The following is a 21548-nucleotide window of genomic DNA, read 5'->3' on the forward strand; positions in this document are numbered from 1 at the left end:
GCATCCTTCATACGGCCCGCCTGGGCCCTCAAGTGCACGCACCCTCGTACGGCCCGCCTGGGCCCTCAAGTGCACGCACCCTCGTACGGCCCGCCTGGGCCCTCAAGTGCGCCCATCCCTCGTACGGCCCGTGCCCCGAGCGGGCGGACCTGCCCGACCGCAGGATGGGTGCATGCCGAACCCTCCTCGCCTGCGCGCCGCTGCCCTGACCGCCTCCGCCGTCCTGCTGTCCACCGTGCTGACGGGCTGCGGCGACGACTCCCAGGACCAGGATCTGACGGCACAGAAGCTGAGCTGGAAGGACTGCCCGGCCCCGTCCACGGCCGAGGGCGGCGGTGACGCCCCGTCACCTCTGCCCAACGGCGACGAATGGCAGTGCGCCACCCTCAAGGCACCCCGCGACTGGGACGAACCCAAGGGCGACACGATCGACCTGGCCCTGATCCGGGCCGAGGCCAGCGGCGCCGAGAGCAACCGGATCGGCTCCCTGATCTTCAACTTCGGCGGCCCCGGCGGGTCCGGCGTCACCACGCTGCCCGCCTTCGGCGAGGACTACGCGAAACTGCGCACCCGCTACGACCTGGTGAGCTTCGACCCACGCGGGGTGGGCCGCAGCGCCCCCGTGGAGTGCCTCGACGACCTCCAGCTCGACGCCTACTTCCAGCAGGACGCCACACCTGACGACGCGACCGAGCGCACCAAGCTGCTGGACAACACCAAGGAGTTCAACGCGGCCTGCGAGGACAACTCCAAGAAGGTCCTGCCTCATGTGCGCACCACGGACGCCGCCCGCGACATGGACCTGATGCGCCAGGTCCTCGGCGACGACCGGCTGCACTACTTCGGCATCTCGTACGGCACCGAACTCGGCGGTGTCTACGCCCACTTGTTCCCCAAGAAGGTGGGCCGGGCCGTCTTCGACGCCGTCGTCGACCCCACCGAGGACTCCGAACAGGGCTCGCTCGGACAGGCGAAGGGCTTCCAGCTCGCCCTCGACAACTTCGCCGAGGACTGTGTGTCGAAGACCGAGGACTGCCCGATCGGCGACACCGCGCAGGACGTCAAGAACCGGATCGCCAAGCTGCTGAAGGACCTCGACCGCACACCGATCCCCGGCGTCGGGCTGCGCAAGCTGACCCAGACGGCGGCGACCAGCGGCATCGCACAGTCGCTGTACTCGCAGGACTTCTGGGAGTACCTCACCGAGGGGCTGGAGCAGGCGTACGACGGGGACGGCAGGGTCCTGATGCTGCTGGCCGACTCCATGAACGGGCGCAACGAGGACGGCACGTACAGCAACCTCACCGCGGCGAACATCGCCATCAACTGCGCCGACGACAAGGCCCGGTACACCGAGGGCGACGTCGAGCGGAAGCTTCCCGAGTTCCGGTCCGCGTCCCCCGTGTTCGGCGACTACCTGGCCTGGGGGATGGTCAGCTGCACCGACTGGGCCGTGGCGGGCGCCGCCGGCCACCCCGACGTGAGCGCGGCCGGTTCGGCGCCGATCCTCGTCGTCGGCAACACCGGCGACCCGGCCACTCCGTACGAGGGGGCCCGGAAGATGGTGGACGCGCTGGGCGCGGGCGTCGGCGTCGAGCTGACGTACAAGGGGCAGGGGCACGGCGCGTACGACAGCAAGAACAAGTGCGTGCAGGGCGCGGTGAACGGCTATCTGCTGAACGGGAAGGTGCCGGCGGCGGGGACCGTGTGCTCCTGACGCTCGGATCACTCGAAAAGTGCAGGTCAGAACGTTATCCACAGGCAACGGCGGCGGTCGTGTGATCCGCCTACCATGGCATGACCGCCATCCGCGGCACGGTGCGGACGGCTCGCGAGGGGGGATGTGCGATGACGCGTTTCGTACGGTGGACGGCTCTGGCCGCCGCCGCGGCACTGCTGGTGGGGGGTTGCAGTGGGAGCTCGCCCGGCGACGACAAGAACGACGAGGAGACGAACGCGACGACTCCTTCGTCGGCCCCCTCCGACACCGAGGCCGCCGCAGCCCTGCCCGCCTCGCTGACCTCGCAGAAGCTCGGCTGGAAAGGCTGCAAGGGCACCTCCGACTCCCCCGCGCCGGCCAGCGAATGGCAGTGCGCGACGCTCAAGGTGCCGCTGGACTGGGCGAAGCCGGAGGGGAAGACGATCGGCCTCGCGCTGATCCGCGCCAAGGCCCGTGGCGGCGACAGAATCGGCTCGTTGCTGTTCAACTTCGGCGGCCCGGGCGGCTCCGGCGTGTCGATGATGCCGCTGTACGGCGCGACGGTGTCGCAGCTGCGCGAGCGGTACGACCTGGTGAGCTGGGACCCGCGCGGGGTCGGCGGAAGCGAAGGCGTGCGCTGCCGCAGCGACAAGGAGATCCAGTCCGCCGAGTCGGTCGACGCCACTCCGGACACGGCGGCCGAGGAGGCGGCCTACTTCCGGGACGCCACCGACTTCGGCAAGGGCTGCCAGGAGGCGGCCGGCGACCTGCTGGCCCACGTCTCCACCACCGACACCGCCCGCGACATGGACCTGATGCGTCAGGTGCTGGGCGACACGAAGATGCACTACTTCGGCATCTCGTACGGCACCGAACTCGGCGGCGTGTACGCCCATCTGTTCCCGAAGAACGTGGGACGGCTGATCCTCGACGCGGTCGTCGACCCCAGCGCCGACACGGTCGGCCACGCCGAGAACCAGACCAAGGGCTTCCAGCGCGCGCTGGACGACTACCTGAAGTCGACCGGGCAGGACCCGAAGCAGGGCACCCAGAAGATCGCCGCCCTGCTGAAGGACCTCGATGCCGATCCGCTGCCGACGGGGAGTTCGCGGAAGCTGACCCAGACGCTCGCGGTCACCGGCATCGTGCTGCCGCTCTACAGCAAGGCCAGTTGGCCCACCCTCACCAGCGCGCTGGAGGCCGCGGAGAACGGTGACGGCTCGGAGCTGCTGACGCTCGCCGACGGCTACAACGAACGGGACACCTCGGGCCGCTACGGCACGACCACCCACTCCCAGCGGGTCATATCGTGCCTGGACGACAGGCAACGGCCGACCGCAGCGGAGACGAAGAAGCTGCTGCCGACGTTCGAGAAGCTCTCGCCCGTCTTCGGGGCGTTCCTGGGCTGGGACACGGCCGGCTGGTGCCACGACTGGCCGGTGGCCGGGCAGTGGGACACCCCGGAGGTGAGCGCGCCCGGCGCGGCGCCGATCCTCGTGGTCGGCAACACCGGCGATCCGGCGACCCCCTACGAGGGCGCCCGGAAGATGGCGGACGAACTGGGCAAGGACGTCGGTGTGGTGCTCACCTGGAAGGGCGAGGGACACGGGGCGTACGGCAGCGGGAGCGACTGCGTCGACTCGACGGTGAACGCGTACCTGCTCAAGGGCACGGCGCCGAAGGACGGCAAGGTCTGCTCATGACGACGGCGGGGGCCGCACGCACCCGTGGTGCACGCGGCCCCCGCCATACGGGAGACCTGAGGTCAGTAGACCGGCTTCTCCGGCTCGATCTGGTTGACCCAGCCGATCACACCGCCGCCGACGTGCACGGCGTCCGCGAAGCCCGCGGACTTCAGCACCGCGAGGACTTCCGCACTACGGACACCCGTCTTGCAGTGCAGGACGATCTTCTTGTCCTGCGGGAGGCTCTCCAGGGCGGTGCCCATGAGGAACTCGTTCTTCGGGATCAGCTTGGCGCCGGGGATCGAGACGATCTCGTACTCGTTGATCTCGCGGACGTCGATGATCTCGATGTTCTCGCCGTCGTCGATCCACTCCTTGAGCTGCTTGGGAGTGATCGTCGAGCCGGCGGCCGCCTCCTGGGCCTCCTCGGAGACGACGCCGCAGAAGGCCTCGTAGTCGATGAGCTCGGTGACGGTCGGGTTCTCGCCGCAGACCGCGCAGTTCGGGTCCTTGCGGACCTTGACCTGGCGGTACTGCATCTCCAGGGCGTCGTAGATCATCAGGCGGCCGACCAGGGGCTCACCGGTGCCGGTGAGGACCTTGATGGCCTCGGTGACCTGGATGGAGCCGATGGACGCGCACAGCACGCCCAGGACGCCGCCCTCGGCGCAGGAGGGGACCATGCCCGGCGGCGGGGGCTCCGGGTAGAGGCAGCGGTAGCAGGGACCGTGCTCGGACCAGAAGACGGAGGCCTGGCCGTCGAAGCGGTAGATCGAGCCCCACACATACGGCTTGTTCAGCAGCACGCAGGCGTCGTTGACCAGGTAGCGCGTCGCGAAGTTGTCCGTGCCGTCGACGATCAGGTCGTACTGGCTGAAGATGTCCATCACGTTGTCGGCCTCGAGCCGCTCCTCGTGAAGGATCACGTTCACGTACGGGTTGATGCCGAGGACGGAGTCGCGCGCGGACTCGGCCTTGGAGCGGCCGATGTCGGCCTGGCTGTGGATGATCTGGCGCTGCAGGTTCGACTCGTCGACCTCGTCGAACTCCACGATGCCGAGCGTGCCGACGCCCGCCGCGGCCAGGTACATCAGCGCCGGCGAGCCCAGGCCGCCGGCGCCCACACAGAGCACCTTGGCGTTCTTCAGCCGCTTCTGCCCGTCCATCCCGACGTCGGGGATGATCAGGTGGCGGGAGTACCTGCGGACCTCGTCTACGGTGAGCTCGGCAGCGGGCTCGACCAGGGGTGGCAGCGACACGGGGACTCCGTTGGTCGGTCAATCATTACGGTTGTTCTCCCCGTAACACTGCCATGGCCTTTTTCATTCCGAGACACCCGTCCCGATCCGCGAGACGATTTCGTCCCAGTAGCCGGGCATCGTCTCCCAGGGGTCGGTGCGGCCACCTCGGTCTGTGCGGTCGGTGAAGTAGATCGTGGCCGCACCCTGCCAGCGGGCGATGCGCAGGGCCTCGTCCAGGTGGGGTCCCGGGACGCCGTGGACGAAGTGACAGAAGCGGTCCGGAGGGTAGTCGGCGGTCCACTCGGCCACCTGCGACCAGCGGTAGTCGCTCCACGGGCCGGAGAAGGTGACCAGCTGGTCCGCGCTCTCGGCGTAACCCGGGTAGGGGTGGGTGCCGTGACCGAGGACGACGTGGGCGTCGGCGCGGATCGCCCGGAGCGTGGTGACGGTGCGGCGGATCTCGGGGAGCGAGGTCCGTTCGGTCGGGCAGCGGTCGAGGAAGAAGCCGTCGACCTTGTACCAGTCGATGTAGCGCTGCGCGTCGGAGACCATCTCGCCGAAGGACCGGGCCCCGTACGTGGCGTCGATGTGACCGAGAACACGGATGCCGGCGTTGCGCAGCCGCCCGGCCGCCTCCAGACAGTGCGGGTCGGGGCGGCTGCCCGGGCCGTCGGCCACGTTGAGGACGACCCAGTGCAGGGAGGCGGAGCGAGGGCGGGTGAGTTCGGCCCACTCGGCGGGGGCGACGAGGGGGTGGGCGAAGCCGGGGATGCCGAGGCCGATGTGCAGGCCAGTGCCCTGTTTCGTCGCGTTCGGGCTGGTCAGATGCGGCATGCCGCCTCCATCCAGATGTCTGCCAACGACTCTTCGAGATTGATGCGGGGGCGCCAGCCGAGGCGGTCTCGGGCGGTGCGGACGTCGGCCTGCTGCCAGCTGCCGCAGCCGTCCGGGTACGGGTAGGCGACCGGGGCCGCGTGCTCCGCTTCGGAACGGGGGTGGCCGATGGACGCGCGCAGCGGCGGGCCGGGCGGGCCGTCGAGTTCGTGCAGCGCGCCGCCGTAGCCGGCCACGCGGGCGAGGATGGCAGCGGCGTCACGCAGGCGGACGGCACGGCCGGAGCCGATGTTGATGACCCCCTGCGCGGCGGACAGGCTGGCCGCGTGCACGGCTCGGGCGACGTCCCGGACGTCGATGAAGTCGCGCTGAGCGCCGAGACCACCGAGCTTCAGCTCGCCGTCGCCGGACTGCATGGCGCGGCGCATGGCCTCGGCGAGGCGGCCGAGCGGGGAGCCGGCGGGGGTGCCGGGGCCCGCCGGTGAGAAGACCCGGAGGACGACCGCGTCCAGGCCGGAGCCCAGGACCAGTTCGGTGGCGGCGAGTTTGCTGACGCCGTACGGGCCGCCGGGGCGGGGGACGGCGTCCTCGGCGGTGGAGCTGCCGGGTTGGCTGGGGCCGTATTCGGCGCCGCACCCGATCTGGACGAGCCGCGCGCCGCAGCCGCTGCGGCGCAGCGCCTCGCAGACGGTGGCCACGGCGACCGTGTTGTGGCGGGTCAGTTCGCGGGCGCCGCCCCTGGTGGCGCCGGCGCAGTTGACGACGACTCCTGGGTGGACCGCGTCGAGGAAGCGGGTGAGCGCGCCGGGGCTGCCGGACGCGAGGTCGAAACGGACGTCCGCGTCGTCGCCGCGGCCCAGCGCGGTGAGCTGGACGGCGGGGTCGGCGAGGAGACGGTCGGCCACGAAGCGGCCGAGGTAGCCGTTGGCTCCGATCAGCAGGACCCTCATCGCGCTGCTCCCGGGGCCTCGTGGTCGGGTCGGGAGGTGATCATCTGGTGCTCTCCTTCAGCAAGGGGGCCGCCGGACTCCGGCGGTGGGCGGGGGTGCCTGGGGCGGCCTGTGCGAGATGGGTGGACGTGGGGGTGGGGGTGGGGGTGATGTGGGCGAGGACGGAGGTGGAGGTGGCTCGCTGCGGGCTCCAAGGGGTGGGCTTCGGAGGGTGCCGGTGATCCGGGCGGGTGCGCTTCGGGGGGCACCGGTGATCCGGGCGGGTGCGCGTTGCGGGCCGGGCCGCGAGGGTGCGCGTGCGCGTTGCAAGCCGGGCCGCGGGCGCGCGCGTTGCAAGCCGGGCCCCGGCGCCGCACGCGTCCGTCTCCCGCCATTGCGGCCCTACGGCTCCACGCGGGCGTGCCCGGCTCACCACTGGGCGTCCGTGCTGGCGTGGGCCGACGCCCTCGTGAGCCTGCGGGTCGCGTGGACGAGGAGGGTCATGGCCGCGACACCGCAGGCGAGCGCCTGGACCGCGCCTGGGCCCCAGGCCGCTACGAGCGTCGTCACCGGGGTGCCCAGGAAGCCACAGCCGGGGAGGCGGGACGCGAAAGTCGTGGCCAGGGCCGTCACTTGGGTGGCGGCGGTCGCCGTGAGGACCAGGGCGGGCGCCCGGGTGAAGCCGTGGGTGGTGAGGAGGCGGGAGAGGAAGAGAAGCGCGCCGAGGGCCATCGTCTGGGCGTACGGGACCGGTTCGTCCAGGGCCACGGCCGACAAGGCCAGTAGGGCCGTCAGCGCGGACAGGTACAGGGCGAACGCGCCCAGGAGAAGCGGCCGTACGGCTGCCGCGAAGTCCTCCAGACCTCGGCTGGCGGTCAGCCTGCGGCGGGCCCGCGCGGTCAGCAGGTGGGCGGCCCAGGCCGCGGGGGCCAGGGACAGGGCGAGGGCCAGGACGGGAACGCCGGCCGTGGGCCAAGGGGCGTCCGCGGCGCCGGTGGGGAGGCTGTCGGGGCCGCCGGTGATGGCTTGCTGGAGCAGACCGTCGCCCAGCATGGCGTAGACGATCAGCAGGCAGGTGAGCGTGCGGGTTCGGGGCGGCGTGTAGTGGGTGGTGCCGAGGGGGCCTCTGGCGAGTGCCGCGCGCAGGGACAGGGTGACGGCGAGGATGCCCACGGCCACGGTGATCAGGCGGGCCCGACCGTCGGTGAGGTGGATGCCGGTCAATGCCGCGGCGCACAGCGCGCCCGGCAGGAGGGTGAGCAGCGCCCAGTCGGCGCGGGCTCGGGGGACCTCTGGGGCCGCCGCCGGTGCCGGCGACTCGCCGTCCCGGGACGCGCGCGCGTACATCTCCTCGGCGAGCGAGAAGACGTCGCGGTGACGGAAACGGGTCGCGGTGCGGTCGGTGACGCCGTGCGCCTCCAGGCCCGCCGCGATCTCCAAGGGGTCGACGGCTCGTGCGCACAGCTCGCGGTGGCGGTGCATCAGGGCTTTGACCGGGTCCGCGGCCGTCGTTCGACGTGCGGTGGCGGCGGGCTGCGGGGGGCGGACCGCGAAGGGCGAGGGTGAGCGTGGGGGTGAGGGCGGGAGCGTGGCCCGCTGGGCGGTGGCGACCGCGGTGCGGTCGGTGGTGGTGACGGAGACGGCGGGGGAAGCGGAGGCGAAGGCTCCTGTGGCGGCAGAAGCTTCCCCAGGCGCCGAAGCGACTCCGGCGGTGACCGCCGCGCGGGAGGCCTCGCCGCTACGGGGCACCAGATCGGGCACCCCGCCCTGCCGCGCAGCCGCGCCGGTGGTCATCTCGCCGTCGGCCTCTGCACCGGGCCGTGTGGCGGCCTCTGTACCGACCTCGGCCAATGCGTCGATCCCTCCGTCGCCGACGGCCGCCTGACCTTCTGTCCGCTCCCCTGTCCGTTCAGCCTTCCACTCATCCGTCCGCGCACCCTTCCGCTCCTCCTCCCGCTCCCCTTCCTGTGTCGCCCACACCTCCGAGCGCGCATCCCACGCTCCAGGGCTGCCAGGGGTGCCCGGTCGGTCCAGTGCGCCGAGTTCGTCCAGCTCGCTCATCGCGCTCCCTCCGTCGCGGGCAGCGGGGTGTTGGCGCGTACCGGCGGGCCCGCCGCCCAGCCGGGGCCGCCGCGGGCCACGACGCGGGCGCCGGGGCCGGTCCAGCGGCCGGGCACGTGGGCCTCGGCGGGGACGGCGAAGGGCAGGGGCTCCCCCGTGGCGTCGTCGAGAACGACCCGGCGGACCGGGTGGCGCGAGACGATCTCCAGGTAAATGCCGTGAAATGCCGCGATGTTCTGTTCGACGGTGAACAGCTCGAGCGCACGCGCGCGTGCGGCGGCGCCCAGGCGTGCCCGGCGCTCGGGGTCGCGCAACAGCGCCACGCACGCCTCGGCGAGCGCCCGTGGATTGCGCGGGGGTACGACGAGACCGGTACCGCCGATCACCTCGACCACCGCGCCGACGTCGGTGGACACCGTCGCGCGGGCGCAGAACATGGCCTCCACCAGGCTGATCGGAAAGCCCTCGACCACGCTGGACAGAACGGTCACCGCGCCGGACGCGTACGCCTCCGCCGGGCTCGGGATGTCGGGGCCGCCGATCTCCTCGAAGGACACCGGGTTGTCGCCGACCGCGTGCAGACCGTCCGCCTCGTCGGGGAAGAGCTGGGCGGCGAGCGCCTTGCAGTGGCCGAGGTAGGCCACGCCCTCGCTGCCCGCCGGGACGCCGATGATCCGCAGACGCGTCTTCGGCTCCTCCTTGCGGATCTCCGCGAAAGCGTGGAGGAGGGAGATCAGGTCCTTCGTCGGCTCCACGCGACCGACCCACGCCAGCGTGTCGGGGTCGGCGCACTCCGGGGACTCGCCGACCTCCGCGAAGCGGGTGGCGTCCATGCCCGGATAGACCGTGCGGATCTTGTCGCGGTCGGCGCCGCAGCGTTCCTGCCAGCGGCGGGCGTGGGCGTTGCCGGGTGTGACAAGGGCGGCCCGGGCGTAGATCTCCGCGGCGAGCCTGCCGTGGAAGGCGGCGAGCAGGGCGCGTACCGACGGGGCGGCCTCGGCGGCGGACAGGTGGTGCGTGCGCAGTTGGACGCCGTACTCGGTCACCAGCAGCGGTGCGCCGGAGAAGTGCCGGGCAAGCAGGCCGGGGAGCGCTCCCGGACCGCCGGAGGTGGCGTGACAGAGGTCGACGGAGCCGAGGCCGTCGTCCTCGTACCAGTCGAGCGACAGGGGGCGCAGCGCGCGCTCCAGGTGGCGGGCGACGGCGAGCAGATCGGGGACGCGTGCCTCGCGGGCCGCCTGGGGGGCGCCCGGCGTACGACAGGCGCGCTCCAGGGCGCGTACGGCGGTCTCGGAGCGGAGCGCCCCGCCGAGGCCGCCCTCGTCACGGGCGAGTTCGGCGAGACCGTACAGCGCGCTGCCGAAACGGTCCGCCTCAGTGGCCGACGACCCCTCAGCCGAGGGTCCCTCAACCGAGGACCCCGCAGTCGACGCCCCCTCGATAGCGGCACCACCGGAAGGGCCCGCACCCGCGCACAGGGCCGCCGCCAACTCCCCGTAGTGCTCGGCGAACCGCCGGCGCGCACGGCGCCCGAGGACGATCCCGTCGTCCTCGGCGGTCCACAGCGGCGCCGTCCGTACGCGGCTGACCTGCGGCGGCAGGGCGACCCAGCCCTCGTCCTCCTGCCGCCGGCTGCGGCTGAGCGCGTAGATGTCGAACTCGTGTTGATCGAGCCCGCGCACGAGCCGGTCGCACCACAGCCTGGCGTCACCGCTCACATACGGATAGCCACCCTCCGTAAGCAGTCCGATGCGCACGAGTACACCCCCGATCTCCCGTATGGGGAGCCGCCGTTGACCCGGCGGCTCGCAGCGGGACGAACGTATGCGGACAAGGCGGTGGTGCGACGGACGGTTGTCCGTCGCACCACCAAAAGGGGTGAACGGTCGTAACTTTCCCGTGCGGGTCGCGTTCGATCGCGCTAAGAGATCATGCAGTTACGTTCCGTCAGGCGCGGCCAGCTCCCGACGTGCGGCTCTGCGCCGTGCGGCCACCTCGGGGTCGAGTGCCGGTACGGCGGCCAGCAGTTGCTTGGTGTAGGGGTGCTGCGGGCTGTCGTACACCTCGTCGGCAGGCCCGGTCTCGACGATCCGGCCGCGCCGCATCACCGCGACCCGGTCGCTGACCTGTCTTACGACGGCCAGGTCGTGCGCGACGAAGACGAGCGCGAGTCCGAGTTCGCGCTGCAACTCCCCCAGCAGGGCGACCACTTGGGCCTGTGTGGTGACGTCCAGCGCGGAGACGGGCTCGTCGCAGACGATGACGCGCGGGTCGGCGGCGAGCGCACGCGCGATGCCCACCCGCTGGCGCTGTCCGCCGCTGAACTCGTGCGGGTAGCGGTCGTAGTGCGCCCCTTCGAGCCCGACGCGCGCCAGGAGCTCTGTCACGCGCCCCCTGATGCGTTGCTCGTCGCGCTCACCCCGCGCGCGGAGCGGGTCGGCTATGGACTCGCCCACGCTGCGGCGGGGGTTGAGGGAGGCGACGGGGTCCTGGAAGACCATCTGCACGGCGGGATGCACGCCCACGCGCGCGTGCCCGTCGTGACGGACCTCCCCCGCCGTCGGCTCCAGCAGCCCGACCAGCATCCGGCCGAGCGTCGTCTTGCCGCTGCCGCTCTCACCGACGACACCGAGGGTCTCGCCCCGGCGGATGGTCAGCGAGACGTCGTCGACGGCCGTGAAGGCCGTCTTCCCGCGCCCGAACTCGCGCCGGAGGCCGGTGGCCTCCAGAACGACCTCACCGAGGTCCTCACCGACCCTCCCACCGAGCTCCTCGCCGAGCTCTTCGCCGACCTTCTCACCGAGCCCCTCGCCGACGTTCTCACCGGCCTTGTCGCCGGCCTTCCCGGCGGCCTTCTCGGTGGCCTCCCTGCCGGCCGTCCGGGTCGCGTCCACGCGCGGGACCGCGGCGAGCAGGTCGCATGTGTACGCCTCCCGAGGCGCCCCGAGCACCGCGCCGACCGGCCCGTGCTCGACCGCCCGCCCGTGCCGCATCACGAGCACCTCGTCGACGCTCTCCGCCGCGACGCCCACGTCGTGCGTGACGAGCAGCAGCCCCATGCCGGTCTCCTCGCGCAGCGTGTGCAGCAGGTCGAGGATCTGGGCCTGGACGGTGACGTCGAGCGCGGTGGTCGGCTCGTCGGCGATCAGCAGGTCCGGTTCGCAGGCGAGCGCCATGGCGATCAGCACGCGCTGGCGCATGCCGCCGCTGAACTCGTGCGGGCGGGACCGCGACCGCCGTACCGCGTCCGGAATTCCAACCCGGTCGAGTACGTCGACCGCACGCGCGCGTGCGGCCCGTCGCGACACGCGCGTGTGCACGCGGTACACCTCGGCGATCTGGTCCCCGACCGCGTAGTAAGGGTCGAGGGACGACAGCGGGTCCTGGAAGACCATCGCCGCCCTTCCACCGCGCAGTCGCCGCAGTTCCTCGTCCGTGGCCCGCTCCACGTCGATGCCGGCGACCTCGACCGAGCCGCCGACCCACGCGCCCGTGCCGCGGTGCAGCCCCAGCAGGGCGGCGGCGACGGTGGACTTGCCGGAGCCGGACTCCCCGACCAGGGCGAGGGCGGCGCCCGGCTCCAGTCGGAGGGAGAGCTTGTCGACGGCACGCACCGAGCCGAACTCGACCGTCAGGTCCTTGACGTCCACGAGGCTCATGCGAGCACCACCCGTCGGTCGGCCACCGCGTACAGCACGTCCGCGACGGCGTTGGCGAGAACCACGAAGAAGCCGATGACCAGGACCATGCCGACCACGACCGGCAGGTCGACCACATTGACCGCATGGACCAGTTCCTGTCCGATGCCGGGCAGGCCGAACAGTGTCTCGGTGAGCACCGCGCCCCCGACCGCGCTGCCGAAGTTGTTGGCGTTGAGCGCAATGACCGGCGCCAACGCGCCCCGCAGGGCGTGCCGTCCGATCACGGACCGCTCCCCCACGCCGTACGCCCGGAAGGTGCGGATGTGGTCCTCGGCGAGCGTCTCCAGCATCGACGCGCGGGTCAGACGGGCGAACGCGGCGGCCTCGATGAGCGCGAGCGACAGCCAGGGCAGCAGCAGGTTCCACGCCCACTGCTCGGGGTCGTCGGTGAAGTCCACGTACTGCGGGAACGGCAGCAGTTGGAGCTGCCCGCAGACGACGATCATCAGGACCAGGCCGATGACGAAGACCGGCGTGGCCACGCCCGCGAGCGTGACGCCGGTCAGCAGCCGCTCGCTGAGCCGGCCGCGCCGCCAGGCGGACAGGACGCCGGTCCCGACGCCGAGGATCAGCCACAGCACCATCGCACCGAACACCAGCGACAGGCTGACCGGCAGCTTGGTGAGGATCAGCTGGGTGACCTGCTGGTCGCTCTGGTACGACAGCCCGAGGCAGGGTGCCGAGCAGTGCTGCACGGACGTGCCGGTCGAGTAGTCCTGGCCGGCGACGAGGCCCTCCAGGAAGTGCCAATAGCGCACGTAGAGCGGGTCGTCGAGCCTGAGCTGCTGGGCGACCTGGTGCACCTGTTCCGGCGAGCAGCGCGGACCGCAGGTGATCTGGGCGACGTCGCCGGGGGTGACATAGAAGACGACGTAGACGATCACCGAGATGGCGAACAGGGTGACGACGGCGCCGAGCGTGCGCCTTACGAGGAAGCCCAGCATGCCCTGAAGCCCCGCCAGCCCCGCCAGCCCCGGAAGGCTTGCCGTGACTCGAGAGCCTGCCGTGCCTGGAGAGTCCTTCGTGGCTTGAGAACCCGTCGTGGCTTGAGAGCCCGTCATGCCTTGGCCTCCCTCTTGCGGCCCGTGCCGACGCGCAGCCGGGACGCCGCGCGCGGGTCCAGGGCGGTGCGCACGCCGTCGCCGAGGACGGTCAGGGCGAGGACGGTGACGAAGAGCGCGCCGGCCGGCAGCAGCAGGTACTGCGGGGCGGCCTGGTACCAGACGTCGGCGGCGGTGAGCATCTGCCCCCACGACGGCGTGGGCGGCTTCACGCCGACGCCCAGGAAGGACAGGGCCGCCTCGACCGAGATGTTGCCCGGGACCAGCAGTGCCGCGTAGGTGATCACCGGCGCGGCGATGCCGGGCAGCAGTTCACGGCGGGCGATCCGCCAGGTGCCCCAGCCGCTGAGCCGCGCGGCGGAGACGTAGTCGAGCCCCTTCAGCGTGAGCGTCTGGGCGCGCACGATCTTGGCGATGTTGCCCCACGCGATCAACCCGATGACCAGCGCGACGAGGACGGGTCGCGGGAAGCTCGCCGGGACGATCGCGAGCAGCGCCAACGACATGATCATGAGAGGCATGGCGACGATGACGTCCGTGAACCTGCTCAACAGTTGATCAACCCATCGACTGCCGAGCGCGGCCGATACACCCACGACGACACCGATCAACACCTGGACGACGGTGGCGGCCAGCGCGACGCCCAGCGAGACCCGGGCGCCGTACACGAGCCGCGCGAACAGGTCGCGCCCCGTCTGCGGTTCGACGCCGAGCCAGTGGTCCCCGCTGATCCCGCCGAGGGACCCGATCGGCACGCCTCCGCGCGCGGAGTCCACCAGGGAGGAGTGATAGGTGTTCGGGTCCTGGCCCTCCAACGCGGTGAACAGCGGCGCCGCGAGGGCGACCAGGACGAGCAACGCGACAACGCCGGCCGCGACCATGGCGGCCCGCTGCGCCCGCAGCCGCCGCCAGAACTGACGAGCCCCCGAGGCCCCCGGGGCGAGTGCCCCGGGGGTCTCGACGGCGACAAGTGCCTCGCTCATCGGGTTACTTGACCGCGACCTGCGAGATGTCCAGCACACCGGTCCAGTCGCTGATCACGACGTTCTTGATGTCCTTGCCGACCAGACGCTTGTAGACCGGGTGGAACAGCGGGACGGTCAGCGCCTGCTCACCGATCTTCTTGTCCAGTGCACCCCACCTCTTGGCGGCAGCGTCAAGATCGGTCAACTTGTTGATCGCGTCAATCTCGGCATTGACCGACTTGTCATTGAGCAGGCCCGAGTTGAAGTTCGCGCCGTCCTCGACGATCTGACGGCCGTCGAAGATCGGGGCGAGGAAGGGACCGCCGGAGGGCCAGTCGGCACCCCACGCGGAGAGGAAGAAGCCCGGTTCGGTCTTCACGTCGTGGATGGTGTCCGAGTAGGTGTTGTCCTCCAGGCCCTGCAGCTTGACCGTGATCCCGGCCTTCTTGAGCGCGTCCTGGATCGCGGTCGCGATCTCGGGGCTGGTCTTGAAGTTCTGGGCGTTGTCGTGGGTCAGCGTGACGGTGAGCCCGTTCGGGTAGCCGGCCTCCTTCAGCAGCTCCTTGGCCTTGGCCGCGTCGCCGGTGGCGCCCGCCGGGAAGTGGTCGTACGGCTCGTAGCCGAAGGACTTCTGGTTCGGCAGGAAGGTGGTGGCGGCCTCGGCCAGCGACGAGCCGCCGGCGGCGTTGACCACCGACGAACGATCAACGGCGTACGCGATCGCCTGCCGCACCTTGACGTTGTTGAACGGCTTGACGGTGGGGTTGAACGCTATGTAGTTCGTGTAGCCGAAGTGGCCCGTGCCGACGCGCGCGGCGAGCTCCTTGTCGCCGGTCACCTTGGCGAGCTCGGCGGGGCCGAGGTTGGTGTCCGTGGTGACCGCGGTCGCGTCCGCACCCTGGGACGCGGACAGCCGCTGGTTGATCACGGATGCGTCGAGCCCGGACCTGACGTCGATCTTGTCCGGGTACGCCTTGCGCTCGGCGTCCGTCGAGGCGGACCAGTACGTGTTGCGCGCCAGGAGGACGGTCTCGCCGTCGTTCTCGTTCTTGACGACCTTGTAGGGGCCGGACGAGACCGGGTGCTCCTCGTACTTCGTCCCGGTGTCCTTGGCCTTCGGGACGGGCGCGAACTGCGTCTGCGTGGCCAGGAAGGGGAACTCGCCCTCGGGCTTGTTCAGGTGGAAGACGATGGTCCGGTCGTCCGGCGTCTCGATGGCGCCCAGCCCGCCCTTGTCCTTGTACGGCCCCTGGTAGTCGGCCGCGCCGACCAGCCAGTCCCGCAGGTAGGGCGCACCACCGGACAGCTCGGGCGCGAAGGAGCGCTCGATGCCGTACTTGATGTCGGCCGAGGTGATCGCGGTGCCGTCCTCGTACTTGAGCCCCTTCTTCAGGGTGTACGTCCACACGGTCGCGTCCTTGTTGGGACGCCCGGTGTCGGTGGCGAGGTCGGGGACGACCTTCGCGCCGGCGGCGCCGTCCTCGCGGTTGCGGGTGGTGAGCGTACGGAAGACGAGCGAGGGCACGTTGCCGCCGCCGGAGGTGTAGAGGCGGGCCGGGTCGAAGTCGGTCTGCGGCTCGGAGTTCAGGACCGTGAGGGTGCCGCCCTTGTGGGGCGTGGAGTCGCCACCGGAGCTCTCGGCATCGTTGTCCTCAGGGCCGCAGGCGGCGGCGCCCGCGGCCAGGACCAGGCTTACGGATGCCGCGGCCACGCGGCGCGCGATGACGGACGGTTGACGCATCGGAGACGACCTCTCGAGGAATGATTCTCTGCATCTCGAATGACGAGACAGATTGACGAAGGGTGAGACAGGAGTGAACAGACGTCTGCCCGGGCGTCAGGTCGTCGAAGAACCGTGGGCAAGAGCCCACAGACAAGGAAGAAGATCGCGACGCGAACGCCAGAGGCGGACGTCAGCGACAGTGAATGTCGGCCACGCAGAGCGCGGTCACGCCGATGAGCGCCAGCTCGATGGCGGCGCGAACGGAGGCGTGACGGGACGACATGCGCAGAAAATTAGTACGACTTTTCTGCGCATGTCAACGTGACTTGGGAGACGTCCGTCAACTCCCGGGATACGGCCAGGGGTTGGGCTTGCACGTGATGCCGTTGTGGGTCAGGAACTTGGTCTGCTGCTGCATGACCGGGGCGAGTTCGCCGTTCTTGTCGCAGGTCACATGGCTGTAGCCGAGCCGATGACCGACCTCGTGGTTGATCAGCATCTGCCGGTAGGCGTGGATCTGGTCGCCGTAGGTCTTGGAGCCCTGGGCCCACCGGAACGCGTTGATCATCACGCGCTCGGTGGCGGCCGAGTCGCAGGACACGTTGTCCACGGTCGTGTCCAGACCGGACTTGGCGCACCACTTGGCCGTGGTGCCCGGGCTGGCGAGCGTGATCACGAAGTCGGGTTTGCCGGAGTAGACGCGCTCGAAGGTGCGGGCACCGTTGTGGGACCAGCTCCGGTCGTCGTTGAGCGTCTTGTGCACCGCCTCGGCGAACAGCTCCCCGTCGAGCCCGAGCCCCTGCTCGACGTCCACCCGGTAGGTGAACTTCTGCCCGCTGCCGGGCGCCTTGGCGACGCCCTTGACCGCATCGAACTTCCCCGACCCGGTGAGCCCGGCCGCGAGGGCGTACTTCTGGTCCATCTTCTGCTCGTACGTCAGCGTCGCCACGCCGGGCGACGACGACGGCGTGGGCCGCCCGTCCCCGCGCGAGGCGGAGTCACGGGCGTCCCGCGCGCGGTCGGTGGCGGCCTGCGACTGCACGGCGGTGTCGTCCCGCCCGTCGGCGACCTGACCGGCGACGACGACGGCCAGCACGGTGGTGACGGCGGCGGCCGCGATCCCGGTGAACGTCCGCCCCTTGCCGCCCTTGCCGCGCACGGGCTCGCCGGTGGGCGGGGCGTCCTCGTCATCGGCGTCGGTACGCGGTTCCGGGGTGGTCTGCCAGTCGGTGACGGAGGCGTACGGGTCCGCGGCCACGGAAGCGTGAGCAGTACGGTGCGCGAACCCGGGGCCCTGATCCGGCCGGCGCGAGAACAGATCGACGTCCTCGCCCTCGAAGGCGTCGAGATAGTCCTGCCGGGGACCGGGCTGCCGGCGGCCACCAGGACCACCGGGAGGCGCCTGGCGCTGCCGGGGCAGGGTGACACCGGGCCCGGCGGTGGCGGAGGTGCCGTGCGCCCCCAACTCGCCCCAGCCACCCCCGTTCTCACGCTGCTCGGGATGACCGCCCCGAACCCCGGGAGTGCCGTGCGCGGGGGTGCCATCGGGGAACGGGAACCGGGGGACACCGCGAGCGGGCGTCCCGTCCGGAAGCCGGGGAACTCCATGAGCAGGCGTCCCATCGGCAAACCGCGGCACACCGCGAGCAGGCGTCCCATCAGGCAGCCGCGGAACCCCATGCGCAGGCGTCCCATCAGGAAGCCGAGGAACCCCATGCGCAGGCGTCCCATCGGCAAACCGCGGCACACCCCGCGCCGGCGTCCCGTCCGGAAGCCGAGGCACTCCATGAGCAGGCGTGCCGTCAGGGATTCGCGCCCCCTGCGCAAGCCGATACACCGGGTCCCCGTACACCGAGGGCCCGCCCGCCGAGGGCATCCCCTGCCCCGGCGCAGCACCCGATCGAGGTACGGCACCCGCCCCAGGCACGGCACCGGACCCAGGGGCGACACCGGGCCGAGGTGCGGCACCCGCGTCCCCCCGACCGCCTCGCCTTGCGGCTGTCTCCGCGGAGTCACCCTTGGGGGCGGACCCGCGGCGGCTGTGGCGTCCCACCGCGCGCCTCAGCTCCCCGCACTCGAAGACTCGACGGCACCATCGCCGGAGCCGTCACCCGCACCCGCACCCGCACCCGCACCCGCACCCGCACCCGCAGTCTCACCGACACCCGCGGAGACGCCCCCCTCACCCGACGCCTCACCCGCACCCGCGGAGACGCCCTCCGCGCTCGATGCCTCACCGACACTCTCGTAGACGTCACCCGCGCCCAACACCTCGCCGGCACCCTCGTAGACGCCACCCGAGCCCGTAGCCCCGCCAACCCTCTCGGCCAGGTCATCCGGTGCCAAAGCCCCGACAGCCCCCGCACTCCCCGAGTCTCCCGAGCGCCTCAAGTCCCCTCGGCTCACAAGGAGTTCACCGAACGCCCGGGCCACCGTCTCCGGGTACTCCATCATCGCCACATGCCCCGCGTCCGGCAGGCTGAGCAGCCGGGAGTCGCGGAAGGCGCGGGCCGCCTTCTGGGCCATGCGGTAGCCGACGAGTTGGTCGCGGCCGCCGTAGACGAGGAGTGTCGGCGCCAGGACCCGCTCGGCCTGACGCCACAGTGCGTGCTGCCCGCCCAGCGTGTACGCGTTGACCAGCCCGCGCGCGGAACGCGTCATCGCATCCCAGAAATACGGCAGCTGCTGCCGCCGCTCCATCTCCTCCACGGCATGCCGGAAGCCTTCCGGCGACACACGCGCGGGATCGCCGTAGCAGAGCGCCATGACCCCGCGGACCCGCTGCTCGGCCGTCCAGTCACGGCTGAGCCGGGCGAAGAGCGCCGTCACGCCGGGCAGCGCCATCAGCGCCGTGGGCACGGCGGAGCGCTGCACGCGGAGCTCAGGGAGCGCGGGCGAGACCAGGGTGAGCGTGCGGACGAGGTCGGGGCGCACCGCGGCGACCCGGGTCGAGACCGCACCGCCGAGAGAGTTGCCGAACAGGTGCACGGGCCCGCGGCCGGAGGCGTCGAGATAGCGGATCACCGCACGCGCGTGTGCGGTGATGGAGTAGTCGCCGTCGTCCGGCGGCGGCGAGTCCCCGAAGCCGGGCAGATCGACGGCCTCACCGTCGACGGCCCCCTCCAGCTCCAGCATCAGCGCCGACCAGTTCTGGGAGGAACCACCGAGGCCATGGATGTAGAGCGCGGGCGGCAGCCCCTCACGCGCGGGTGGTCTCGACCGCACCGTCAGCGTGATCCCCGGCAGTCCGACCGAGCGCAGCCGCTCGCCTTCCGCGACCCTGACGGCCGCCACCTTCGGGAGCACATTGGTGGCCGGCACGAACGGCAGCTCGGTCGAAGACATGCGGCAATGTTACGAGACGATCACGCACTGGTTCATGTGTTCGCCGTCACAGGCGGCACTCGGTTCCCCGCTCACTCCCGGCTCGCACTCCGGGACAACGCACCCATAGTTCGCGCGCGCATCGCATAGCGCCCGGATCGGGTGTCTCCTAGGCTCGTACGCAGGGCACCCGCATGTGGCCCCCTGCTTCCCCAGGGACGTTCTAGGAAGGGAGCCCGTCATGGCCCACGACCCCAGCGACCCCGACATCTTCGAGGAAGGCGACCCCGCCGAGCTCGACGTCGAGGCCCCCGAGAACGACGCCGCCGAACAGCAGACGGACGTCACCGCGGACCACGACGATCCATTGACCGGCGTGGACCCCGCGCGGGCGAACGAGGCCGATCTCATCGAGCAGGCCCGTGTCGTCCAGATCGACGAGGACGACTACCGCTGACGCCCCCACCGACCAACGGTGAGCAGGGGCGGTGCGTCCGCTGCCCGCCCGATCCCCCTTTGAAACCTTTGCGCGGGTTTCGCCATCGTCCGGTACGTGAAATTCTGCGCTCGCACCGCGCACACCACGGTTACCGAAAAGTACGATGGCGGCGCGGCGCACACCGCAAGTGGACGACTTATGGGAGGCGGCGTGACAGCCATCGAGCAGACAGAGGCGGCACGCCCGCGAGGCACGCGCCTGCCGCGCCGTGCCCGACGGAATCAGCTGCTGGGCGCCGCACAGGAAGTCTTCGTGGCGCAGGGCTATCACTCGGCCGCGATGGACGACATCGCCGAGCGCGCCGGCGTCAGCAAGCCGGTGCTCTACCAGCACTTCCCGGGCAAGCTCGACCTCTACCTCGCGCTGCTGGACCAGCACTGCGAGGCACTGATCGGCTCCGTGCGGCAGGCGCTCGCGTCGACGACCGACAACAAGCAGCGCGTACGGGCGACCATGGACGCCTATTTCGCGTACGTCGAGGACGACGGTGGCGCGTTCCGCCTGGTCTTCGAGTCGGACCTGACCAACGAGCCCGCGGTGCGCGAGCGCGTGGACAAGGTGACGAACGAGTGCGCCGAGGCGATCTGCGACGTGATCGCGGAGGACACCGGCCTCTCGCGCGCGGAGTCGATGCTGCTGGCCTCCGGCCTCGGCGGCCTCGCGCAGGTCGTGGCCCGCTCCTGGCTGCACAGCGACCGCAGCGTGCCGCGCGACCAGGCGGTCCAGCTGCTGACCTCGCTGGCCTGGCGAGGCATCGCCGGATTCCCGCTGCACGGCATCGACCACCACTGACCGGGGCGGGCCGGGGGCATTTGTTCCCGCTCGCTGTTCGCTCCTGGCGTTCTTGCGCGGAGCGTGTACGTCCCCTCACCGGGCTAATGTGTGCGGAGTACGGCGCGGAAGGTCGCGCACTTCACTGACCGTCGGAGGGACATAGCCGTGGAGGTCAAGATCGGCGTGCAGCACGCGCCCCGCGAGATCGTTCTGGAGAGCGGTCAGAGTGCCGAGGAGGTCGAGCGCGTGGTGGCCGAGGCACTCGCCGGAAAGACGCAGCTGCTGAGCCTCACGGACGAGCACGGCCGCAAGGTCCTGGTCCCGGCCGACCGCCTCGCCTACGTGGAGCTCGGCGAGCCGGCCCCGCGCAAGGTGGGCTTCGGCGCGCTGTAGGCAGACGCATGAGGAAGGGCCCGGCGACTTCAAAGTCGCCGGGCCCTTCTCGTCGTACAGCCACCGGGGCCTTGCCGCCGTACAGCCACCGGGCCCTCGTCGACGTACAGCCGCCGGGCCCTTGCCGCCGTAGCCGCCGGGCTCTTCTCGCCGTCCGGGCAGAACTCGGCAAGATTTTTTTCTCCACATATGGAGCACAGGTCACGCACAGAGGAGGATTGCATTCCGCAGGTCACGGGTATGACGGGCTACGACCGTGATAGGCAGCGTGGCCGTGTGGGAGGGACCCTCGATGATGTTGCTGGAAGCGCTCGGCTCCGCTCTGCTCGGTCTCGTTCTGGCGGCCGTGGCCGCCCATCGCCTGGCCCACCGTCTGCCGGCCCGGTCCCTGGTCTTCGCGACGGGCGTGGCCGGATCGCTGTTCGGCGCCTTCGTGACCCACAGCGCCCTGGGTCCCGGCAACGTCCTGCTCACCTTGATCGGCGCGGCGGTCGTCTCCATCGCGTCCCTGTCACTGCTGCTCCGCCCGGCGGGAAGACTCCGCCGTAGGTCGGTGGCGGCTTAGACACTGAGGCGCCGCGGCGGCAACGCCCTCAAGGGGGCGCGGGGAACTGCGCGGCCAGCCCCCACGCTCCCGTGCACGCCGTGGAACGACCCGA

At 71.2% G+C, this 21548-nt stretch carries 17 protein-coding genes and 1 pseudogene; 6 read left to right on the forward strand and 12 right to left on the reverse strand.

All coding sequences use genetic code 11. The annotated features are described in order from the left end of the window. Nucleotides 1-172 precede the first annotated feature (172 nt). Complete coding sequence (locus tag DI272_RS17160; RefSeq protein ID WP_109496213.1) at nucleotides 173-1717, forward strand: alpha/beta hydrolase; 1545 nt, start codon at nucleotides 173-175, stop codon at nucleotides 1715-1717. Nucleotides 1718-1848: 131 nt separating this feature from the next. Further along, on the forward strand, nucleotides 1849-3402 hold the full coding sequence (locus DI272_RS17165; RefSeq protein WP_109496214.1) for an alpha/beta hydrolase: 1554 nt from the start codon (nucleotides 1849-1851) through the stop codon (nucleotides 3400-3402). A gap of 62 nt (nucleotides 3403-3464) precedes the next feature. Here DI272_RS17165 and moeZ read toward each other — a convergent pair whose 3' ends face one another. From moeZ to DI272_RS17220, 12 genes and pseudogenes are all read right to left on the reverse strand, one after another. Next, on the reverse strand, nucleotides 3465-4643 hold the full coding sequence (gene moeZ, locus DI272_RS17170; RefSeq protein ID WP_053851724.1) for an adenylyltransferase/sulfurtransferase MoeZ: 1179 nt from the start codon (nucleotides 4641-4643) through the stop codon (nucleotides 3465-3467). A 63-nt stretch (nucleotides 4644-4706) separates the two neighbouring features. Continuing rightward, nucleotides 4707-5459 carry a spherulation-specific family 4 protein gene (locus DI272_RS17175; protein ID WP_109496215.1) on the reverse strand — a complete coding sequence of 251 codons (753 nt, stop codon included), beginning with the start codon at nucleotides 5457-5459 and terminating at the stop codon, nucleotides 4707-4709. After that, entirely contained in the window at nucleotides 5447-6409 is a 963-nt protein-coding gene (locus DI272_RS17180) for an NAD(P)-dependent oxidoreductase (protein WP_109496216.1), read from the reverse strand. Before DI272_RS17180 ends, DI272_RS17175 begins: the two co-directional genes overlap by 13 nt. 408 nt (nucleotides 6410-6817) lie before the next feature. Next, entirely contained in the window at nucleotides 6818-8182 is a 1365-nt protein-coding gene (locus DI272_RS17185; protein WP_258314587.1) for a hypothetical protein, read from the reverse strand. A gap of 263 nt (nucleotides 8183-8445) precedes the next feature. Further along, nucleotides 8446-10167, reverse strand: coding sequence for a glycosyltransferase (locus tag DI272_RS17190; RefSeq protein ID WP_258314588.1), 1722 nt, complete (start codon nucleotides 10165-10167; stop codon nucleotides 8446-8448). A 219-nt stretch (nucleotides 10168-10386) separates the two neighbouring features. Further along, nucleotides 10387-12108 carry an ABC transporter ATP-binding protein gene (locus DI272_RS17195; protein ID WP_109496218.1) on the reverse strand — a complete coding sequence of 574 codons (1722 nt, stop codon included), beginning with the start codon at nucleotides 12106-12108 and terminating at the stop codon, nucleotides 10387-10389. Beyond that, the gene (locus tag DI272_RS17200) at nucleotides 12105-13094 is read right to left on the reverse strand and encodes an ABC transporter permease (protein ID WP_181387217.1); all 990 of its coding nucleotides are present in this window, start codon (nucleotides 13092-13094) and stop codon (nucleotides 12105-12107) included. Before DI272_RS17200 ends, DI272_RS17195 begins: the two co-directional genes overlap by 4 nt. A 113-nt stretch (nucleotides 13095-13207) precedes the next feature. Continuing rightward, on the reverse strand, nucleotides 13208-14194 hold the full coding sequence (locus DI272_RS17205) for an ABC transporter permease (RefSeq protein WP_109496219.1): 987 nt from the start codon (nucleotides 14192-14194) through the stop codon (nucleotides 13208-13210). Between the two features lie 4 nt (nucleotides 14195-14198). Continuing rightward, nucleotides 14199-15917: an ABC transporter substrate-binding protein gene (locus tag DI272_RS17210; RefSeq protein WP_109496220.1), complete on the reverse strand. Its 1719-nt coding sequence runs from the start codon at nucleotides 15915-15917 to the stop codon at nucleotides 14199-14201. Between the two features lie 172 nt (nucleotides 15918-16089). Next, the gene (locus DI272_RS46230; RefSeq protein WP_329334993.1) at nucleotides 16090-16182 is read right to left on the reverse strand and encodes an Ms4533A family Cys-rich leader peptide; all 93 of its coding nucleotides are present in this window, start codon (nucleotides 16180-16182) and stop codon (nucleotides 16090-16092) included. A gap of 57 nt (nucleotides 16183-16239) precedes the next feature. Beyond that, nucleotides 16240-17952, reverse strand: a complete 1713-nt coding sequence (locus DI272_RS17215; RefSeq protein WP_109496221.1) for a DUF3152 domain-containing protein — start codon at nucleotides 17950-17952, stop codon at nucleotides 16240-16242. A 349-nt stretch (nucleotides 17953-18301) separates the two neighbouring features. Then, nucleotides 18302-19244: pseudogene (locus DI272_RS17220) on the reverse strand (alpha/beta fold hydrolase); the annotation flags it as partial. Nucleotides 19245-19464: 220 nt separating this feature from the next. Between DI272_RS17220 and DI272_RS17225 the strand changes: the two are divergent. The 4 genes from DI272_RS17225 (at nucleotide 19465) to DI272_RS17240 (ending at nucleotide 21454) form a co-directional block, all read left to right on the forward strand. Then, nucleotides 19465-19680, forward strand: coding sequence for a hypothetical protein (locus tag DI272_RS17225; RefSeq protein WP_109496223.1), 216 nt, complete (start codon nucleotides 19465-19467; stop codon nucleotides 19678-19680). A gap of 192 nt (nucleotides 19681-19872) precedes the next feature. Beyond that, the gene (locus DI272_RS17230) at nucleotides 19873-20514 is read left to right on the forward strand and encodes a TetR/AcrR family transcriptional regulator (protein WP_109500883.1); all 642 of its coding nucleotides are present in this window, start codon (nucleotides 19873-19875) and stop codon (nucleotides 20512-20514) included. A gap of 147 nt (nucleotides 20515-20661) precedes the next feature. Beyond that, the gene (locus DI272_RS17235; RefSeq protein WP_079310382.1) at nucleotides 20662-20889 is read left to right on the forward strand and encodes a DUF3107 domain-containing protein; all 228 of its coding nucleotides are present in this window, start codon (nucleotides 20662-20664) and stop codon (nucleotides 20887-20889) included. A gap of 295 nt (nucleotides 20890-21184) precedes the next feature. Beyond that, the gene (locus tag DI272_RS17240) at nucleotides 21185-21454 is read left to right on the forward strand and encodes a hypothetical protein (RefSeq protein WP_109500884.1); all 270 of its coding nucleotides are present in this window, start codon (nucleotides 21185-21187) and stop codon (nucleotides 21452-21454) included. The last annotated feature ends 94 nt before the right edge of the window (nucleotides 21455-21548 follow it).

The organism is Streptomyces sp. Act143, from assembly GCF_003143935.1.
In the GTDB taxonomy this organism is placed as follows: domain Bacteria; phylum Actinomycetota; class Actinomycetes; order Streptomycetales; family Streptomycetaceae; genus Streptomyces.